Consider the following 17,493-nt stretch of genomic DNA (forward strand, 5'->3'; position numbering starts at 1 on the left):
GGACGCTCATGGCGTTGGGAGGTCGGCATGGGGGCGCTTGTCTGGCTGCTGATTCCGCTTGTGGCCGCGGTCGGCGGCGGACTCTGGGGCAGTTGGGCCAATCGGACTCGTAAGGTGCGCGGTGACGGGCCGGAGCTGGACGGCTATGCCCGGTTCCGCGAGGCCATGGAGAGATCTCACACGGGAGCCGGCGGCGCGTGACAGGGGTGCCCTGACGGTGCGCCGACAGAGGCGTCCCGTACTGTCGTGGCATGCCACGCCGCACCGCGACGATGCTCGCCTCCACCCTGATGCTGATCGCGCTCCTGTGCGCGGGAGTACTCATCCCCGTGCCGTACTCGGAGATGTCTCCCGGCCCGACCGTGAACACGCTCGGAAACCACGACGGCGAGCCGGTGCTGCAGATCACCGGGCACGACACGTACCAGACCGGCGGCAACCTGAACATGACAACCGTCCGGGTGACCAGCGCGGACTTCCGTATGAACCTGGTGCAGGCCGTCTACGGCTGGCTGGACCCCGACACCAAGATCGTCCCGCACGACACGCTGTACCCGAACGGGACGACCGAGCAGCAGTCCTCGCAGCAGAACGCCGAGGAGTTCAGCCAGTCCCAGGAGAGCGCCAAGGTCGCCGCACTCAAGCAGCTGGGCATCCCGGTGAAGTCCTGGGTGATCGTCTCCACCGTCGTCAAGGACTCGCCCGCCGAGGGCAGGCTGCACGCCGGTGACGTGATCAAGGCCGTCGACGGCACGGCCGTGAAGCAGCCCTCCGACGTCGCCAAGCTCGTCACCAAGCACAAGCCCGGGCAGAACGTCGTCTTCACGGTCGTCCCCGCCAAGGAGCAGGCCGCCGCCGAGAAGGCGCACAAGACGGCGACGAAGACGCAGGACGTCACCATCACCACGACCAGGTCCGACGACAGCGGCGCCAAGCGGGCCATCGTCGGGATTTCGGCCGGGATCGACCACACCTTCCCGTTCACCATCGACATCAAGCTCGCCGACGTCGGCGGCCCCAGCGCCGGTCTGATGTTCGCCCTCGGCATCTACGACAAGCTGACCCCGGGGAAGCTGACCGGCGGCAAGTTCGTCGCCGGCACGGGAACCATCGACGACAACGGCACCGTCGGACCGATCGGCGGCGTCGAGATGAAGACGGTCGGCGCACGTGACGCGGGCGCCCAGTACTTCCTGACGCCCGCCGACAACTGCGCGGCCGCCGCCAAGGACACCCCGGGCGGGCTCACCCTGGTCAAGGTGAAGAACATCGGCGACGCGCTCGACGCGCTGAAGGACATCCGCACCGGGAACACCGCCGCGCTGCCCAAGTGCACCACCAAGGGCTGAGCCGGCCATGACACGACCGGACTCCTGACACGGCTGGACCCTGACACGGTTGGACCCTGACACGGCCGGACCCTGACACGGCTGGGGGCGCCCCGCAGAGCAGGGGCGCCCCCAGCGCCGTACCGAACCGGCCGGGATCAGTCCGCGAACGTCGCCGCCAGGGCGGCCGCCAGGCCGGGCACCAGGTCGGGGCCGGTCAGGACCTCCGTCGGGGAGTCCTTCTCGCGCAGCCGCAGAGCCGACTCGCGGCCGCCGTCGCGCAGCACCGCCACCGTCATGCGCACCTCCTGGCGCTCGGGGTGCTCGGCCACCCACTTGGCCAGTCCGGCCTCGCTCAGGTTCTCCGGGACCTGCGCCTCGGCGGACGGCGGCAGCATCAGGCGCTCCACCGAGAGCGCGCAGCCGGCCACCGCGTCGGGCCAGGCGATGGTGCCGAGGAACTCGTCCAGCGGCTTGCCGGACGGGATCTCGTCCTGCTCGATCGGGGTGAGACCGGCGGAGGCGGACTCGTCCTCAAGGCCCAGCTGGGCCGCGAGCGCGGGTTCCTGGGCCCGCAGCCGTGCGGTGTCGACAAGGGCGAAGAGGCGAGCGGGCTGGTCCCAGCCGAGGCCGGAGACGTACTCGTCGATCTCGAGTACGGCCCGGGTGAGCGGGCTCGCTGCCATGGGAGTGTTGGACATGGTCACAATCCTGCCTCGTTCCCCACCCGAATCGGGAACCGACCAAAGCGTGAGTAAGTTGCATAGGTGTGGGTCCGCGATCACGGGGGGCCACGGCGGGTCCGCGAACACGAGGGCCTGACGGATCGACAGCGAACTTCGAGGTGCGCACCTTGGCTTTCCAGATGCCGGACCGCGGCGGAGGCCCGACGGGGCCACGGATCAGAGCGGGACGACCGTCCCGGGGTGTCCGGACCCTGCTGATGACGCTGGGTGTGCTGGCCGTCCTCGGCATGGCGTTCACCATGTTCGCCGGCTTCTGGACGGACTGGCTGTGGTACCGGTCGGTGCACTACTCGTCCGTGTTCACGACCGTGCTGTGGACCAAGATCGGCCTCTTCTTCGTCTTCGGTCTGCTGATGGCGGTCGCGGTGGGGGTCAACATCTGGCTGGCTCACCGCCTGCGGCCCCCGCTGAGCGCCATGTCCATGGAGCAGCAGAGCCTCGACCGCTACCGGATGGGCATCGCGCCGTACAAGACGTGGCTGCTGCTCGCCGTCACCGCGCTCGTCGGACTGATCGCCGGCGCCTCCGCGGCCGGCCAGTGGCGGACCTGGCTGATGTGGGTCAACGGCGTGCCCTTCCACCAGAAGGACCCCCAGTTCCACCTCGACGTCTCCTTCTACGCCTTCGACCTGCCCTGGTACCGCTTTCTGCTCGGCTTCGGCTTCGCCACCGCCATCCTGTGCCTGATCGCCGCCGCGCTCACGCACTATCTGTACGGCGGGCTGCGCGTCACCAGCCCCGGCGCGCGGGCCACCGCCGCGGCGACAGGGCATCTGTCGGTGCTGCTCGGCGTCTTCGTCGCCCTGAAGGCGGTCGCCTACTGGCTCGACCGGTACGGCCTGGCCGTCAAGTCCAGCGACTTCAAGGCGACAGGCGACTGGACCGGCCTGCGCTACGTCGACGCCAACGCCTATCTGCCGGCGAAGACGATCCTGTTCTGCATCGCCGCCATCTGCGCGCTGCTGTTCTTCGCCACGCTGTGGCGGCGCACCTGGCAGCTGCCCGTCATCGGCTTCGGCCTGATGGTCCTCTCCGCGGTCCTCATCGGCGGCCTGTACCCGGCGATCGTGCAGAAGTTCCAGGTCGAGCCCAACGAGCAGGCCAAGGAAGCCCCGTACGTCCAGAAGAACCTCAAGGCGACCCGCGAGGCGTACGGCATCGACGACACCAAGGTCACCGAGTACGCCGGCAAGTCCACGGCCTCGGACACGGCCTCGGACGCGACCAGGCTGCGAGCCGACGCGGACGACGCGGCGAGCATCCGGATCATGGACCCGAACGTCGTCTCGCCGACGTTCCAGCAGGCGCAGCAGATGAAGAACTACTACGCCTTCCCGACCAACCTGGACGTCGACCGGTACCCCGCCAAGGACGCCAAGGGCGGCAAGGACGCCAAGGAGCAGGACACGGTCATCGGGCTGCGCGAGCTGAACCTGGACGGCGTCCCGAAGAACAACTGGATCAACGACCACTTCCGCTACACGCACGGCTACGGCGTGGTCGCCGCCAAGGGCACCGAGTCCGATGACCAGGGCCAGCCGGTCTTCACCGAGTCCAACCTGCCGTCCAAGGGCGACCTCGGCACGTACCAGCAGCGCGTCTACTACGGCGAGAAGACCACCACGTACTCCATCGTCGGCGGACCGCAGAAGGAGGTCGACTACTCGGCGGACAACGGCGACGAGAAGACCACCAGCTACACCGGCAGGAGCGGCGTCAACCTCGACAATCCGATCAACCGGGCCGCGTATGCGGTGGCGTTCAACGAGCCGCAGATCCTCTACTCCGGCGCGATCGGCAAGGGCTCGCGGATCCTGTACAACCGCACGCCCAAGGAGCGCGTGGAGGCGGTCGCGCCCTGGCTGACCATCGACGGGGACACCTATCCGGCGGTCGTGGACGGCCATGTCCAGTGGATCGTCGACGCGTACACGACGTCCAACGGCTATCCGTACTCCTCCCGTACGACCCTCGGGGACACGACGGCCGACTCGCTGACCGCCGCCAACAACAACCGCGCGGTGGTGGCCCAGCAGAACCAGGTCAACTACATCCGCAACTCGGTGAAGGCGACCGTCGACGCGTACACCGGCGAGGTCAGGCTCTACCAGTGGGACACCCAGGACCCGGTGCTGAAGACCTGGATGAAGGCCTTCCCCGGCACGGTGCAGCCGCGCGAGGCCATCTCCCCGGCCCTGATGGGTCATCTGCGCTATCCGCAGGACCTGTTCAAGGTGCAGCGCGAGCTGCTCTCGCGGTACCACGTGACGGACGCGCAGACGTTCCTCAGCGGCAGCGAGGTGTGGCAGGTCCCCGATGACCCGACCAACGACTCGGGCAGCGCGGTGCCTCCGTACTACCTGAGCATGAAGATGCCGGACCAGAGCGGTCGGGCGTTCTCCCTGACGACGACGTTCACACCGAACGGACGCGACAACCTCAGCGCGTTCATGGCGGTCGACTCCGACCCGGGCACGAGTGACTACGGCAAGATCAGAATTCTCAAACTGCCGACCAGCACGACGGCCGACGGTCCCAAACAGGTGCAGAGCCAGTTCAACTCCCGGCCGGACATCGCGGAGACGATCAGCCTGCTCACCCGCGGGCATTCCAAGGTCGAGTACGGCAATCTCCTGACCGTGCCGCTCGACGGCGGACTGTTGTACGCGGAGCCGGTCTACGTCCTCGGCGGTAAGCTGAAGTACCCCTTGCTCGGCAAGGTGCTGGTCACCTACAACGGCAGGACGGCCTTCGAGAACACCCTGGACGAGGCGCTGAACAAGGTGTTCGGGGTGCAGGGTTCGACCACCCCGCCGGACACGGGCACCACCAGTCCGCCCACGTCCTCGAACCCGACCGTCCAACAGGCCCTGGCCGACGCCCAGAAGGCGTACGACGCCGGTCAGAAGGCCCTGCAGGGGCCGAACGGACCGGACTGGACCGCGTACGCCAAGGCCCAGAAGGACCTGAAGGACGCGCTGCAGCGGGCGCAGGAGGCGGAGGCCAAGGCCGGCCAGTCCGGCGGCGGCAGGAACGCCGACAAGAGCACCGGCAAAACTGGCACTTGATCAAGGGCACTCCGTGCCGTGGTACGGTTGACGTGCAACGGCGCGGGGTGGAGCAGCTCGGTAGCTCGCTGGGCTCATAACCCAGAGGTCGCAGGTTCAAATCCTGTCCCCGCTACTGCAGTCGAAGGCCCGGATCCCAAGGGATCCGGGCCTTCGTGGTGTGCGAACTCATGTGCTGAGGGGAGGGACGGCCGCGCCGCCGTGGGGAGTTGAGGGGTGTGTGTTTGACTTGTCGTCCTGTGGGCATGTCGACAAAACGCTGAAGTGACCTCACGGGCTGCGGTATACCGGGTGTACCCAGGGTGCAGGTGGTGCGACGATGGACGTTATGGGGGAGAAGGCAACTCTGTTCGAGTCAGGGCGATTTGTGCAGCCTTCCGATGAGGAACCGCCCCGTGACGAGCTGACCGACATGGGGGAAGCCGCCGAGGAGGTACGCCTCGGTCTCGCCGCGCAGAGCGGCGACGCCGAGGCGGCGAGCGTCCTCGGAGCCTTGCTGCTGCGCCGCGGCGACCTCGACGGAGCCGAACCCCATCTGCGGGCCGCCACCGCGGCCGGCGACCGGGCCGCCGCCAACAACCTGGGCGTCCTGCTGCACCAGCGCGGCTACCCCGAGGAGGCCGCCGGCTGGTGGCGCATCGCCGCCGTCGCCGGGTCCGCCGCCGCCGCGCACGCGCTGGGCCGCTACCACCGCGAGCGCGGTGACGAGCCGGCGGCCGAGTACTGGCTGCGCCAGTCCGCCGAGCAGGGCCATGTCCTCGGCGCCTACGCGCTCGCCGACCTGCTGGAGCACCGCGGGGACGTCGGCGCCGAGCACTGGATGCGGGCCGCGGCCGAGCGCGGGCACCGGGAGGCCGCCTACCGGCTGGCCCGCGCCCTCGACACCGCCGGGCGCGAGGAGGAGGCCGGGGCCGACAACGCTGTCGCCGAGGCCGAACAGTGGTACCGGCAGGCCGCCGCGCGCGGCCACCGGCGTGCCGCGCTGCACCTCGGGGCGATCCTGGAGAAGCGCGGGGAACTGAAGGAGGCCGGGCGCTGGTATCTGACCTCCGCCAAGGACGGCGAGTCCCGGGCCGCCTGCGCACTCGGCTTTCTGCTGCGCGACGCCGGGGACACCGAGAGCGCGGCCGTGTGGTGGCTGCGCGCGGCCCAGGAGGGCGACGGCAACGCGGCCAACGCGCTCGGCGCGCTGCACGCCGAGCGCGGCGAGACCCAGACCGCCGAGCGCTGGTACCGGGCGGCGCTGGACGCCGGCGACGACAACGGCGCCTACAACCTCGGGCTGCTGTGTGCCGAGCAGGGGCGGACCGCGCAGGCCGAACAGTGGTACCGGCGGGCCGCCTACGCCGGGCACCGGGAGGCCGCCAACGCGCTCGCCATCCTGCTGCTCCGGGGCAGCGACACCACCGGCGCCGAGCCGTGGTTCTCCAAGGCGGCCGAGGCCGGCAGCGTGGACGCCGCGTTCAACCTCGGCATCCTCTACGCCGGACGCGGCGAGGAGACCATGGCGCTGCGCTGGTACGAGCGGGCGGCCGCCGCGGGGCACACCGAGGCCGCGCTCCAGGTCGGGATCGCCCGGCTGCGCGAGGGCGAGGAGCAGGAGGCCGAGCGGCACCTGCGGTGCGCGGCGGGCGGCGGCAGCGCGGAGGCGGCCTACCGGCTGGCGGCGCTCCTCGACGCGCGGCGGCCGCCGGAGCCGGCGCACGAGCTGGGCGAGACCGTGCACGAGAAGACCGAGTGCGAGGAGTGGTACGAGCGGGCGGCGACCCAGGGGCACCGGCGGGCGCAGGTGCGGGTCGGGATGCTCGCGGCGGCCCGGGGCGACGTGGTCGAGGCGGCGCGGTGGTACCGGGCGGCGGCGGAGGCAGGGTCGCGCAACGGCGCCTTCAACCTCGGGCTGCTGCTGGCGCGGGAGGGGAGCGAGCCGGAGGCCGCCGTGTGGTGGACGCGGGCGGCCGACGCCGGGCACGGCCGGGCGGCGCTGCGGCTGGCCCTGGTCTACGCGCGTCGGGGTGAGCTGGCGGAGGGGCAGAAGTGGGCCGACCGGGCCGTGGAGCTGGGACCGGCGGAGGTTTCGGAGCGGGCGGGACGGCTGCGGGATGCGCTGCGGGAGGAACTCTCGGCGTGAGCTCGGCCACCTCTGCGGTAACTGATTTGCTTCCGTCGACCTCCCTCACGTAATGTCGTGTTCACCGACGCGGGGTGGAGCAGCTCGGTAGCTCGCTGGGCTCATAACCCAGAGGTCGCAGGTTCAAATCCTGTCCCCGCTACTGAAGGCCGAGGGCCGGAATCCAGAGATGGATTCCGGCCCTCGGTGTTTGTGTCCTCGGTGTTCGTGTCCTCGGTTTTGTGCGCGCGTGTGCGATGCGAAAAGAGCCCCGGCGGTCGCCGGGGCTCCAGGAAGCGTGAGTTACGAAGCGGTGAGTTACGCCCGCGCGCAGTCCGGGCACAGCCCCCGGTACGTCACCTCGACGTCCGACACCGTGAAGCCGAAGCGCTCGGTGTCGGGGAGGTCGGCGAGCGGGTTGCCCGTCGGGTGGACGTCACGGATCGCTCCGCACCGGGCGCAGACCAGGTGCTGATGCGGCCGGTGCGCGTTCGGGTCGTAGCGCTTGGCGCGTTTGTCCGTCGCGACTTCCAGCACCTCGCCGAGCGAGACCAGCTCACCCAGCGTGTTGTAGACGGTCGCCCGGGAGATCTCGGGCAGCTTCGCGACAGCCCGTGCGTGGACCTCGTCGGCCGTCAGATGGACGTGCTCGCCGTCGAGGACCTCGGCCACGACGCGCCGCTGCGCGGTCATCCGCCATCCGCGTCCCCGCAGCCGTTCCAGAAGGTCGCTCATGGCCACCAGCCTAGCAGCAAGGGGGACCAGGACGGGAATAGGTGTGAGTTTGGATCGTCATTTGATTTAGAATCTATCCAATATAGGATCTGAACTGGCTTTGGCCACGGGACAGCGAGACGGCGGGCGTGCTGCGCGGCTGAGCCGGCCGTGTACCGAATCGGCCGTGTCGAGTCGGCGGCACGATGATGCCGCTGGGCGGGCCGGACCCCATGGTGCTCGGGGTCCGGCCCGTTCCGCTCGTTCAGAACGCCGGTGCGGGCTCCGGGGCCGGGGCCCAGCAGCGGATGATGTCGCGGACCGAGACGATTCCGGCCACCTCGCCGCGGTCGAGGACGACCAGATGCCGGAAGCCGCCGTGGGCCATGGCGCGTGCGGCCTGCTCCAGGGTCCAGGTCGGGGCGGCGAAGACGACGTCGGTGGTGGTGTGGGCGTTGGTGCGTTCCGTGTCGGGGTTCTGGCCGAGGCCGATCGAGTTGAGGATGTCGCGTTCGGTGAGGATGCCGATGCCGCCGGCGTCCGGGTCGAGGACGACGGCGGCGCCTACGCGGCGGGCGGACATCAGGGCGGCTGCCTGGCGGAGGGTGTGGGCGGGGCCGACGGTGAGGATCACCGTGCTCATGGCGTCACGGACGAGCATGGGTGGGGCCACCTCCTAGGAATCCAGTGCGCTAGGAATCCAGTGCGCTAGTTCCTGGATTCACAAGTTCACAAGTGGGGGTAGCCTCAGACTGACAGGTAAAGCCCGGGTCAACAAGGGGGCGCGCGAGGTCAGTTGAGGGCGTATCGGGAGTGCCCTGCCTGCTCAGTGGCGCGGGTTGAGATACCCCAGCAACTCGTCGTGCAGCAGGCCGTTGGACGCCGCCGCGTTGCCGCTGTGCGGGCCCGGGTGGCCGTCGAGGCCCGTGAACGTACCGCCGGCCTCCGTGACGACGATCGCGGTGGCGGCCATGTCCCAGAGCGACAGCTCCGGCTCCGCGCAGATGTCCACGCATCCCTCGGCGACCATCATGTACGGCCAGAAGTCGCCGTACGCGCGCGTGCGCCACACCTCGCGGGTGAGGTCCAGGAAGCCGTCGAGGCGGCCCTGCTCCTCCCAGCCGGAGAGGGAGGAGTACGCGAACGACGCGTCCTCGAGCTTGCCGACGCCGGAGACGTGGATGCGGCTCGCGGAGGTCAGGCTGCGGCCGGTGAAGGCGCCGTGGCCCTTCGCGGCCCACCAGCGCCGGCCGATGGCGGGGGCGGAGACGAGGCCGACGACGGGCTGGTAGCCGCCCTCTGCCGCTTCCATCAGGGCGATGAGGGTCGCCCATACGGGGACGCCACGCACGTAGTTCTTGGTGCCGTCGATGGGGTCGATCACCCAGCGGCGGGGGCCGGAGCCCTCGACGCCGTACTCCTCGCCGAGGACCGAGTCTCTCGGGCGGGCGCGCTGGAGCTGGCCGCGGATCAGTTCTTCCGCCGCCTTGTCCGCTTCGCTCACGGGGGTCATGTCCGGCTTCGTCTCGACCTTCAGGTCGAGGGCCTTGAAGCGGTCCATGGTGGCGGCGTCGGCGGCGTCCGCCAGGACGTGGGCGAGGCGCAGGTCGTCTAGGTAGTCCGGCATGTAAGGAACCGTATCCGCCGGGGTCGGTGGGGGCTAGCAGCGGCGGGCGGTGTCGGAGCCCTGTGCTACGGGTGGGCGTGCGCGCGGTGCCGCGGCCGGGCTGGTGCGTGGGCCGCCCCGGCGACAGGACCTCGAACCCCCGCGAACCCTTGACAGTGCATACAAGCGCGTCAAATCTGGGCGCAGAGCCGCTCCGCCCCCAGGGAGGCGATGATGCCTGCTGCCCGGGAGTCCCTCCTGGACGCCGCCTACACGGCCCTCGCGCGCCGGCCGTGGTCCGCGGTGCGGATGGTCGACGTGGCCGCGGCGGCGGGGGTGTCCCGGCAGACCCTGTACAACGAGTTCGGCAGCAAGGACGGGCTGGCCCGCGCGCTGGTGCGGCGGGAGGCCGACGGCTACCTCGCCGGAGTGGAGCGGGCCCTCGCCGGGCCGGGCGAGGCGAGGGAACGGCTCACCGCCGTCGCCGACTGGACGAGCTCCGCCGCGCGGGACAACGCGCTGGTACGGGCCATGCTCACCGGCTGCTGGAGCGAACGGCTGCCCGCCCCACCGCTCGGCGCCGTACCGTCCTCCTCCTCGGTGCCGGCGCAGCGGCGCGCCGACGGCCCGCTGCCCACGCCCCGCGACTTCGTACGGATCGTGCGGGACCGTGCGGTCACCGCGCTGACCGGTCCCGCGGCCGGCCCCGGCGACACCGCCGAACTGACCCGCCCCTGCGAACTGGCCGTACGCCTCGCCCTGTCCTGCGTCGCGGCACCGCCGGGGGAGGGTGGCATGGCGGAGCTGATCCAGGCGGTCGTCCCACGCCAGTTGGTGTGAGGCCCACGTCTCAGTACGGGCCACCCCGGAAGTACTGGGCGCCGTACGGCCGGGCGTGGTCGCCGTGCTCGTGGGCGGCGTCGGACCGGTGCGCGGGGGCCGAGCGCTCCGACAGCGTGCGCAGCCGCTCCAGGCCGGCCAGCACCTCGGCGCGATGGCCCGACTCCTTCATCCAGCGGGGCAGTCGCGGGATCATCGCCCGAGTGGCCCCCGTCCCGCCCTCGCGCAGCGTGGCACGGACGTAGGCGGCCAGCGCGTCGACGTGCGCCACGTTGTAGGCCCACAGCACGCGGCCCGCACAACGCGTCTGCAGCCACAGCGGGCGCAGGAAGAACGGGTCCTCGGTCCCGCCGAGTTGCGCCGCGACCAGCCCGCCACCCCGCACGGCCGCCTCCCACTCCGCGTTCGCGCCACACGCCGCACACGTGAGCCGACGGGGCCGGAACAACAACTCGGAGTAGTACTTGAGAGCCGGAAGACCGGGTCGCTCGGTGACGTCCGCCCGGCCGCCGCAGCGGGGGCAGACCACCAGAACGCGGTCGGCGAACCGGGCGAGCCATGCCCCCTGGTCGCGATGCCGGACGGGGCCGGTGCTCTGTTCGGAGCTCATGAAAACCTCCTCGGACATGCCCTCAGTGTGCCGACCCCGAGAGCTGCAGCCCGATCACCCCGACGATGACCAGGCTGATCGAGACGATCTTCAGGGTGGACACCAGGTCGCCGAGGAAGACCATGCCGTAGATCGCGGTGCCGGCCGCGCCGATGCCGGTCCACACCGCGTAGGCGGGGCCCACGTCGAGCTTCTTCAGGGACAGGGTCAGCAGGCCGAAGCTGCCGAGGGCGAACGAGGCGAAGGCGATGGTCGGCCAGAGCCGGGTGAACCCGTGCGAGAGCTTCAGGCACACGGCGAAACCGGTCTCCAGCATCCCGGCCACGATGACCAGCAGCCACGCCATGTGCGGTCCTCCCGTTGATCCGGATCCCCGGCTCGGTGCGATTATGCACTTACCGGGCCCGGGCCCCGGCAAACAACGAAGGACCGCTCAGTCGCCTTCCTTCCGCTCCCGTGTGGCCAGCAGCCGGCGGAGCGAGTACAGGCGCGCCGGTTCCGCGTGGCCCTCGGCGACCCAGGCGTCCAGCGCGCAGTCCGGCTCGTCGTGGCTGCACGCGCGCGGGCAGCCCTCCGTGCCGGGTTCGAGATCCGGGAAGGCGTGGATCACCCGGGACGGGTCGACGTGCGCGAGGCCGAAGGAGCGGACCCCGGGGGTGTCGATGACCCAGCCGTCCGTATCGGACAGGGGGAGCGCCAGGGCCGATGTCGTGGTGTGGCGGCCGCGGCCCGTCACCGCGTTGACGCGTCCCGTCATCCGCCGGCGCTCCTCGGGGACCAGCGCGTTCACCAGCGTCGTCTTGCCGACGCCCGAGTGGCCCACGAACGCGGTGACCCTGCCGTCCAGGTGCTCCCGCACCTGGTCCGCCGCGTCGCCGTTCTCCAGCTCCTCGCGGCTGGTGACGAGGTACGGGATGTCGAGGGCGCCGTACAGCTCCAGCAGCTTGTCCGGCGGGGCCAGGTCGGACTTGGTCATCACCAGCAGCGGCTCCAGGCCGCCGTCGAAGGCCGCGACCAGGCAGCGGTCGATCAGGCGCGGGCGCGGTTCCGGGTCGGCCAGGGCCGTGACGATCGCCAGCTGGTCGGCGTTGGCGACGACCACGCGCTCGTAGGGGTCGTCGTCGTCGGCCGTGCGCCGCAGGACCGACGTGCGCTCCTCGATGCGGACGATCCGGGCCAGGGTGTCCTTCTTGCCCGACAGGTCGCCGACCAGGGCCACCCGGTCCCCGACCACCGCCGCCTTGCGGCCCAGTTCGCGGGCCTTCATCGCGAGCACGGTCCGGTCGTCGACCAGGCAGGTCAGCCGGCCCCGGTCGACCGTGAGGACCAGGCCCTCGGCGGCGTCCTCGTGCTTGGGCCGGATGTTCGTACGCGGCCGGGTGCCCCGGCGGCCGGGGCGGGTGCGGATGTCGTCCTCGTCGGTGTGCTTGCCGTAGCGGCGCATGGCGTAGGTCCCTACTGCCCGAGCATCCCGGTCCACAGCTCGGGGAAGTCCGGCAGGGTCTTCGCCGTGGTCGCCACGTTCTCGATCCGCACGCCCTCGACCGCCAGGCCGATGATCGCGCCGGCGGTGGCCATACGGTGGTCGTCGTAGGTGTGGAAGACGCCGCCGTGCAGCGGGCGCGGGCGGATGTGCAGGCCGTCGGCGGTCTCGGTGACGTCACCGCCGAGCTCGTTGATCTCCTTGGTGAGCGCGGCCAGCCGGTCCGTCTCGTGCAGCCGCAGATGGGACACGCCCCGCAGGGTCGAGGGGGAGTCCGCGAGGGCGGCGACGGCCGCGATGCCCGGGGTCAGCTCGCCGACGTCGCCCAGGTCGACGTCGATGCCGTGGACGGCGCCGGAACCGGTGAACACCAGCCCGAACTCGGTGAGTTCGCAGGAGCCGCCCATCTCGGTGAAGATCTCCCGGAGCCGGTCACCCGGCTGGGTGGTGCGCTCCGGCCAGTCCGGGATCAGCACCTTGCCGCCGGTGACCAGGGCCGCCGCCAGGAACGGCTGGGCGTTGGACAGGTCCGGCTCGATCGTCAGGTCCCGGCCGAGCAGCGCGCCCGGCGTCACCCGCCACACGTTCGGCTCGCCGCCCGACTCCGGGGTGTCGACCTGGGCGCCGACCGCGCGCAGCATGTCGACGGTCATCCGGATGTGCGGCATGGACGGCAGGGTCGCGCCGGTGTGGCGGACCTCGACGCCCTGGTTGAAGCGCGGGCCGGACAGGAGCAGGGCCGACACGAACTGCGACGAGGACGACGCGTCGATCGACACCGGGCCGCCGTCCAGGGCCCCGCCGCCGTGCACGGTCAGCGGCAGCGCGCCCCGGCCGTCGTCGTCGATCCGGGCGCCGAGCTGCCGCAGCGCGTCGATCACCCCGTGCAGAGGACGCTCGTACGACCGCGGGTCGCCGTCGAACCGGACGGGGCCGTCGGCCAGCGCGGCCACCGGCGGCAGGAAGCGCATCACCGTGCCGGCGTTGCCGACGTCGACCGTCGCCGGGCCGCGCAGGCCCGTCGGCAGCACCCGCCAGGCCTCGCCGGTGCCGTCCGCGCCGCCCGCGACGGAGGAGCTGGACGACACGGTCTCCTCGATCTCCACGCCCATCGCGCGCAGGGCACCGGCCATCAGCAGGGTGTCGCGGGAGCGCAGCGGGCGGCGCAGCCAGCCGGGCTCGGAGGCGAGGGCGGCCAGCACCAGGGCGCGGTTGGTGACCGACTTGGACCCGGGCACGTGGACCGTCGCGTCGACGGCTCCGCTCGCGTGCGGGGCGGGCCAGAGGGCGGTGTGTGCGGGGTCAACGGTCATGCGCCCCACTTTAGTGGCTGGGCACGGCCGGGCCCCTGCACGCCGGGGGCGGGGCTTTCCAGGCCGTCACACCTGAAGCAGCCAGCGCCCCCCGCCGATCAGCGAGGACAGCGACACCGCGTGGAACAGGAACAGCCACAGCCCCGCCGGTACGTGCGTCAGCCGCGACAGCTGGTCCGCGTCCGAGTCCCCGGCGCCACCCCGGGACCGCTTCAGCTGCAGTTCGAACGGCGGCCGTACCCCGCCGAGCAGCAGGAACCACACCACCGCGTACGCGAACGCCGCCTGCACCTGCGGCCCCGTCAGCCACGACACCAGCAGGAAGGCGCCCCCCGCCAGCACCACGGTCAGGACGCCGTACGCGTTGCGGATCATCACCAGCATCGCCACGAGCAGCGCCGTCGCCACCCACAGCAGCAGCGTGATCCGGCCGGCCGCCAGCAGGGCGGCGCCGCCCAGCCCCAGCAGCGAGGGGGCGGTGTACCCGGCCGCCGCCGTCAGGATCATGCCGAGCCCGTACGGCTTGCCCCGGCTGACCGTGAGGCCGCTGGTGTCGGAGTGAAGCCGGATGCCGGTCAGCTGCCGCCCGGTGAGCAGCGCGATCAGACCGTGGCCGCCCTCGTGCGCGATGGTGATCGCGTTGCGGGATATACGCCACAGGGTGTGCGGGACGACGACGGCGAGCGCGGCCGCGGAGGTGGCGAGCACCACCCAGACGTCGGGGTCGGGCTGGGTACCGGTGAGCCGGTCCCAGAGGTCGGGCAGCGCGAGGGCGGCGAGGCTGCTGTCCATGTGTCCGAGTGGCTCCCTGTGCTGGAGATCAATGGGGGTCGGCGCGGAGCGCCGTCGTTGAGGGGTGGTGGCCGGGTGACGGGTGGGCCTGGCAGTGTGGCACGTATGTGCGGACGGTATGCATCGAGTCGTAGGCCCGAGGATCTCGCAGGAATCTTTGAGATCGAGAAGTGGGAGCCCGAGGAGACCCTGGAGCCCGACTACAACGTGGCCCCGACCAAGGAGGTCCACGCCGTCCTCGACCGTCCCCTGAAAGACGCGGACTCCCCGCGTCCGGTTCGCCAGCTGCGCAAGCTGAAGTGGGGACTGGTGCCGTCCTGGGCCAAGACGCCCGAGGGCGGCGCCCGGATGATCAACGCGCGCGCCGAGACCGTGCACGAGAAGCCCGCCTACCGCCGCGCCTTCGCCGCCCGCCGCTGCATCATCCCCGCCGACGGCTACTACGAGTGGGTCACCGGCGAGCAGGAGCGCGAGCTGGAGGTCGAGGGCAGGAAGAAGCGGCCGCGCAAGCAGCCCTACTTCGTGCTGCCCGCCGACGGCTCGGTGTTCGCGATGGCCGGGCTGTACGAGTTCTGGCGCGACCGGACCCTGCCCGACGACCACCCCCAGGCCTGGTGGGTCACGTGCTCGGTGATCACCACGGAGGCCGAGAGGACCCCGCTGGCCGTGGCCCCCGCCGACGGCCCTCACACCCTGGCCGACATCCACCCCCGGATGCCGCTGATGCTCACCCCGGACCGCTGGGAGGCCTGGCTCGACCCGGGCCGCACCGACCCCGACGACCTGCGCGACCTGTTGGCCCCGCCCCCGCCCGGCCTGATGCGCGCCTACCCGGTCTCCACGGCCGTCAGCAACGTCCGCAACAACGGCCCGGAGCTGCTGAAGGAGCTCGAGGCGCCGGAAGAGGGCACACTCTTCTAGCGTGATCGAGATTGTCGAGACCGACGCCGGGACCGCGCGCATCACCTGGCACAAGGTGAAACGGGCGCGGCTGGTGCTGGCCGTGAGCCACGGCGCGGGCGGTGGCATCGAGGCACGGGACCTCCAGGCGCTCGCCCGGGTGCTCCCGGAGCACGGCGTGACCGTGGCCCTCGTGGAGCAGCCCTGGCGCGTCGCCGGGAAGAAGGTCGCCGCCGCGCCGAAGACCCTGGACACCGGCTGGCGCGGCATCTGGCCCGCGCTGTCCGGGATGGAGCTGCCGGTGGTCTCCGGCGGCCGCAGCGCCGGGGCCCGGGTCGCCTGCCGCACGGCGGCCGAGCTGGGCGCGCACGCCGTGCTCGCGCTCAGCTTCCCGCTGCACCCGCCGGGCAGGCCCGAGAAGTCCCGTGCCCAGGAGCTGCTGGGGGCCGGGGTGCCGACGCTCGTCGTGCAGGGCGGCAACGACCCCTTCGGGAAGCCGGAGGAGTTCCCGAAGGGCGACTTCGGGCTGCTCGAGGTGCCGTACGGGGATCACGGGTTCGCGATCCCCAGGCGCGCGGAGATCACCGAGGAGCGGGCCCTGGAGATCATCACCGAGGGTGTGGCGGGGTGGCTCGGGTCACTCGGGTGACGGCCGGGAATGCCCCGCGCCGGACCACTGTTGAGGCGGACAGAAGTGCTGAGGCCTCGGCACCGACGTCGTAGGAGAGGAAGTCCGCCGCATGGGTTCGACCGTTTGCCCGGCCCGCAGCAGCCGTACTGACCTGGACTGGACGGTGCTGCACGCGGCCAAGACCGCTCCTATTCGAGGGGCGGCAGGCACGGGTCGTGTTCTATCCTCCGAAACGAGTGGGACCGGTCTCGGTCCTGCCCGGGATCTTGAGGAGGTGGGTCCGGTCACCGGTACCGACGCAGGGACCGACAACGGCCAGGCGGAGCAGCCCGAGGGCCAGGGCGTGAGCGCGGAGGCGATCTCCGAGTCCACCGGCGAGCGCAGCGCGCGCTTCGAGCGGGACGCGCTCGAGTTCCTCGACCAGATGTACTCGGCGGCGCTGCGCATGACGCGCAACCCGGCCGACGCCGAGGACCTGGTGCAGGAGACGTACGCCAAGGCGTACGCGTCCTTCCACCAGTTCCGGGAGGGCACCAACCTCAAGGCGTGGCTGTACCGGATCCTCACCAACACCTTCATCAACTCCTACCGCAAGAAGCAGCGCGAGCCGCAGCGCTCCGCCGCGGAGGAGATCGAGGACTGGCAGCTCGCCCGCGCCGAGTCGCACATGTCGACGGGTCTGCGCTCCGCCGAGTCGCAGGCGCTCGACCACCTGCCCGACTCGGACGTGAAGGAAGCGCTGCAGGCGATCCCCGAGGAGTTCCGCATCGCCGTCTACCTCGCGGACGTAGAGGGCTTTGCGTACAAGGAGATCGCGGACATCATGGGGACACCCATCGGTACGGTGATGTCCCGGCTGCACCGGGGCCGCCGTCAACTGCGCGGCATGCTGGAGGACTACGCCCGTGAGCGCGGGCTGGTCCCGGCGGGCGCCGGAGAGTCGAACGAAGCGAAAGGCTCGGGCTCATGAGCTGCGGAGAGCCGCACGAGACGGACTGCAGTGAGGTCCTCGACCATCTGTACGAGTTCCTCGACAGTGAGATGCCGGAAATCGATCGCGACAAGTTCCAGCACCACTTCGAGGAATGCTCTCCGTGCCTGGAGAAGTACGGCCTGGAGCAGGCCGTGAAGAAGCTGGTCAAGCGGTGCTGCGGACATGACGACGTACCCGCCGACCTGCGCGCCAAGGTCATGGGACGGATCGACCTGATCCGCTCCGGCCAGGCCGTGCCCGAGCACGACGTGACCGCCACCCCGCAGGAGAGCTGACCGCCGGGTCGTCACCCGAACGTGCTAATCCTCAGGTCGTAGCCCCCGCACCCCCCGATCTCCGCCCTAGGCTCCCAGCCCGGACA

General features: G+C 71.1%; 17 protein-coding genes and 2 tRNA genes. 10 read left to right on the forward strand and 9 right to left on the reverse strand.

What is annotated here, in order from left to right; genetic code table 11:
- Window positions 1–251 precede the first annotated feature (251 nt).
- Complete coding sequence (locus ACWDEN_RS09445) at window positions 252–1,349, forward strand: YlbL family protein (RefSeq protein ID WP_351619623.1); 1,098 nt, start codon at window positions 252–254, stop codon at window positions 1,347–1,349.
- A gap of 137 nt (window positions 1,350–1,486) precedes the next feature.
- On the opposite strand, the gene ACWDEN_RS09450 is transcribed toward ACWDEN_RS09445, so the two are convergent.
- Window positions 1,487–2,029, reverse strand: a complete 543-nt coding sequence (locus ACWDEN_RS09450) for a PPA1309 family protein (RefSeq protein ID WP_351619620.1) — start codon at window positions 2,027–2,029, stop codon at window positions 1,487–1,489.
- Between the two features lie 164 nt (window positions 2,030–2,193).
- On the opposite strand from ACWDEN_RS09450, the gene ACWDEN_RS09455 reads away from it, so the two are divergent.
- The 4 genes from ACWDEN_RS09455 to ACWDEN_RS09470 all read left to right on the forward strand — a co-directional run bounded on the left by ACWDEN_RS09455 (window position 2,194) and on the right by ACWDEN_RS09470 (window position 7,412).
- A complete protein-coding gene (locus tag ACWDEN_RS09455) occupies window positions 2,194–5,142 on the forward strand; it encodes a UPF0182 family membrane protein (protein WP_351619647.1) in 2,949 nt (982 codons plus the stop codon).
- Window positions 5,143–5,183: 41 nt separating this feature from the next.
- A tRNA-Met gene (locus tag ACWDEN_RS09460) sits at window positions 5,184–5,257 on the forward strand.
- 204 nt (window positions 5,258–5,461) lie between these two features.
- Window positions 5,462–7,270 (forward strand): tetratricopeptide repeat protein, encoded by a 1,809-nt coding sequence (locus ACWDEN_RS09465; protein ID WP_351619617.1) that lies wholly within the window; start codon window positions 5,462–5,464, stop codon window positions 7,268–7,270.
- 68 nt (window positions 7,271–7,338) lie between these two features.
- Window positions 7,339–7,412 (forward strand) — tRNA-Met (locus tag ACWDEN_RS09470).
- Between the two features lie 155 nt (window positions 7,413–7,567).
- Here ACWDEN_RS09470 and ACWDEN_RS09475 read toward each other — a convergent pair.
- The 3 genes from ACWDEN_RS09475 to hisN form a co-directional block, all read right to left on the reverse strand.
- Window positions 7,568–7,984, reverse strand: a complete 417-nt coding sequence (locus tag ACWDEN_RS09475; RefSeq protein WP_228623407.1) for a Fur family transcriptional regulator — start codon at window positions 7,982–7,984, stop codon at window positions 7,568–7,570.
- Between the two features lie 244 nt (window positions 7,985–8,228).
- Window positions 8,229–8,624 carry a CBS domain-containing protein gene (locus ACWDEN_RS09480; RefSeq protein ID WP_351619613.1) on the reverse strand — a complete coding sequence of 132 codons (396 nt, stop codon included), beginning with the start codon at window positions 8,622–8,624 and terminating at the stop codon, window positions 8,229–8,231.
- 165 nt (window positions 8,625–8,789) lie between these two features.
- Window positions 8,790–9,590, reverse strand: a complete 801-nt coding sequence (gene hisN / locus ACWDEN_RS09485; RefSeq protein ID WP_351619610.1) for a histidinol-phosphatase — start codon at window positions 9,588–9,590, stop codon at window positions 8,790–8,792.
- 210 nt (window positions 9,591–9,800) lie between these two features.
- Between hisN and ACWDEN_RS09490 the strand changes: the two genes are divergently transcribed.
- Window positions 9,801–10,409 (forward strand): TetR/AcrR family transcriptional regulator, encoded by a 609-nt coding sequence (locus ACWDEN_RS09490; protein WP_351619607.1) that lies wholly within the window; start codon window positions 9,801–9,803, stop codon window positions 10,407–10,409.
- 10 nt (window positions 10,410–10,419) lie between these two features.
- Here ACWDEN_RS09490 and ACWDEN_RS09495 read toward each other — a convergent pair whose 3' ends face one another.
- From ACWDEN_RS09495 to ACWDEN_RS09515, 5 genes are all read right to left on the reverse strand, one after another.
- Window positions 10,420–11,019 (reverse strand): hypothetical protein, encoded by a 600-nt coding sequence (locus tag ACWDEN_RS09495; protein WP_351619604.1) that lies wholly within the window; start codon window positions 11,017–11,019, stop codon window positions 10,420–10,422.
- Window positions 11,020–11,041: 22 nt separating this feature from the next.
- On the reverse strand, window positions 11,042–11,365 hold the full coding sequence (locus tag ACWDEN_RS09500; RefSeq protein ID WP_228623413.1) for a DMT family transporter: 324 nt from the start codon (window positions 11,363–11,365) through the stop codon (window positions 11,042–11,044).
- A gap of 87 nt (window positions 11,366–11,452) precedes the next feature.
- The gene (gene rsgA / locus ACWDEN_RS09505) at window positions 11,453–12,463 is read right to left on the reverse strand and encodes a ribosome small subunit-dependent GTPase A (protein ID WP_450858223.1); all 1,011 of its coding nucleotides are present in this window, start codon (window positions 12,461–12,463) and stop codon (window positions 11,453–11,455) included.
- 11 nt (window positions 12,464–12,474) lie between these two features.
- The gene (aroA, locus tag ACWDEN_RS09510) at window positions 12,475–13,815 is read right to left on the reverse strand and encodes a 3-phosphoshikimate 1-carboxyvinyltransferase (protein WP_351619599.1); all 1,341 of its coding nucleotides are present in this window, start codon (window positions 13,813–13,815) and stop codon (window positions 12,475–12,477) included.
- Window positions 13,816–13,881: 66 nt separating this feature from the next.
- Complete coding sequence (locus ACWDEN_RS09515) at window positions 13,882–14,607, reverse strand: M50 family metallopeptidase (RefSeq protein ID WP_351619596.1); 726 nt, start codon at window positions 14,605–14,607, stop codon at window positions 13,882–13,884.
- Between the two features lie 105 nt (window positions 14,608–14,712).
- On the opposite strand from ACWDEN_RS09515, the gene ACWDEN_RS09520 reads away from it, so the two are divergent.
- The 4 genes from ACWDEN_RS09520 to rsrA all read left to right on the forward strand — a co-directional run bounded on the left by ACWDEN_RS09520 (window position 14,713) and on the right by rsrA (window position 17,407).
- The gene (locus tag ACWDEN_RS09520) at window positions 14,713–15,528 is read left to right on the forward strand and encodes an SOS response-associated peptidase (protein WP_351619593.1); all 816 of its coding nucleotides are present in this window, start codon (window positions 14,713–14,715) and stop codon (window positions 15,526–15,528) included.
- 1 nt (window position 15,529) lies between these two features.
- Window positions 15,530–16,156, forward strand: a complete 627-nt coding sequence (locus ACWDEN_RS09525) for an alpha/beta hydrolase family protein (protein ID WP_351619590.1) — start codon at window positions 15,530–15,532, stop codon at window positions 16,154–16,156.
- Between the two features lie 256 nt (window positions 16,157–16,412).
- Window positions 16,413–17,108 (forward strand): RNA polymerase sigma factor SigR, encoded by a 696-nt coding sequence (gene sigR / locus ACWDEN_RS09530; protein WP_351619587.1) that lies wholly within the window; start codon window positions 16,413–16,415, stop codon window positions 17,106–17,108.
- Entirely contained in the window at window positions 17,105–17,407 is a 303-nt protein-coding gene (gene rsrA / locus ACWDEN_RS09535; protein ID WP_351619584.1) for a mycothiol system anti-sigma-R factor, read from the forward strand. Before sigR ends, rsrA begins: the two co-directional genes overlap by 4 nt.
- Window positions 17,408–17,493: the final 86 nt, after the last annotated feature.

The sequence above is a fragment of the Streptomyces sp. NPDC001153 genome (genome assembly GCF_053598315.1).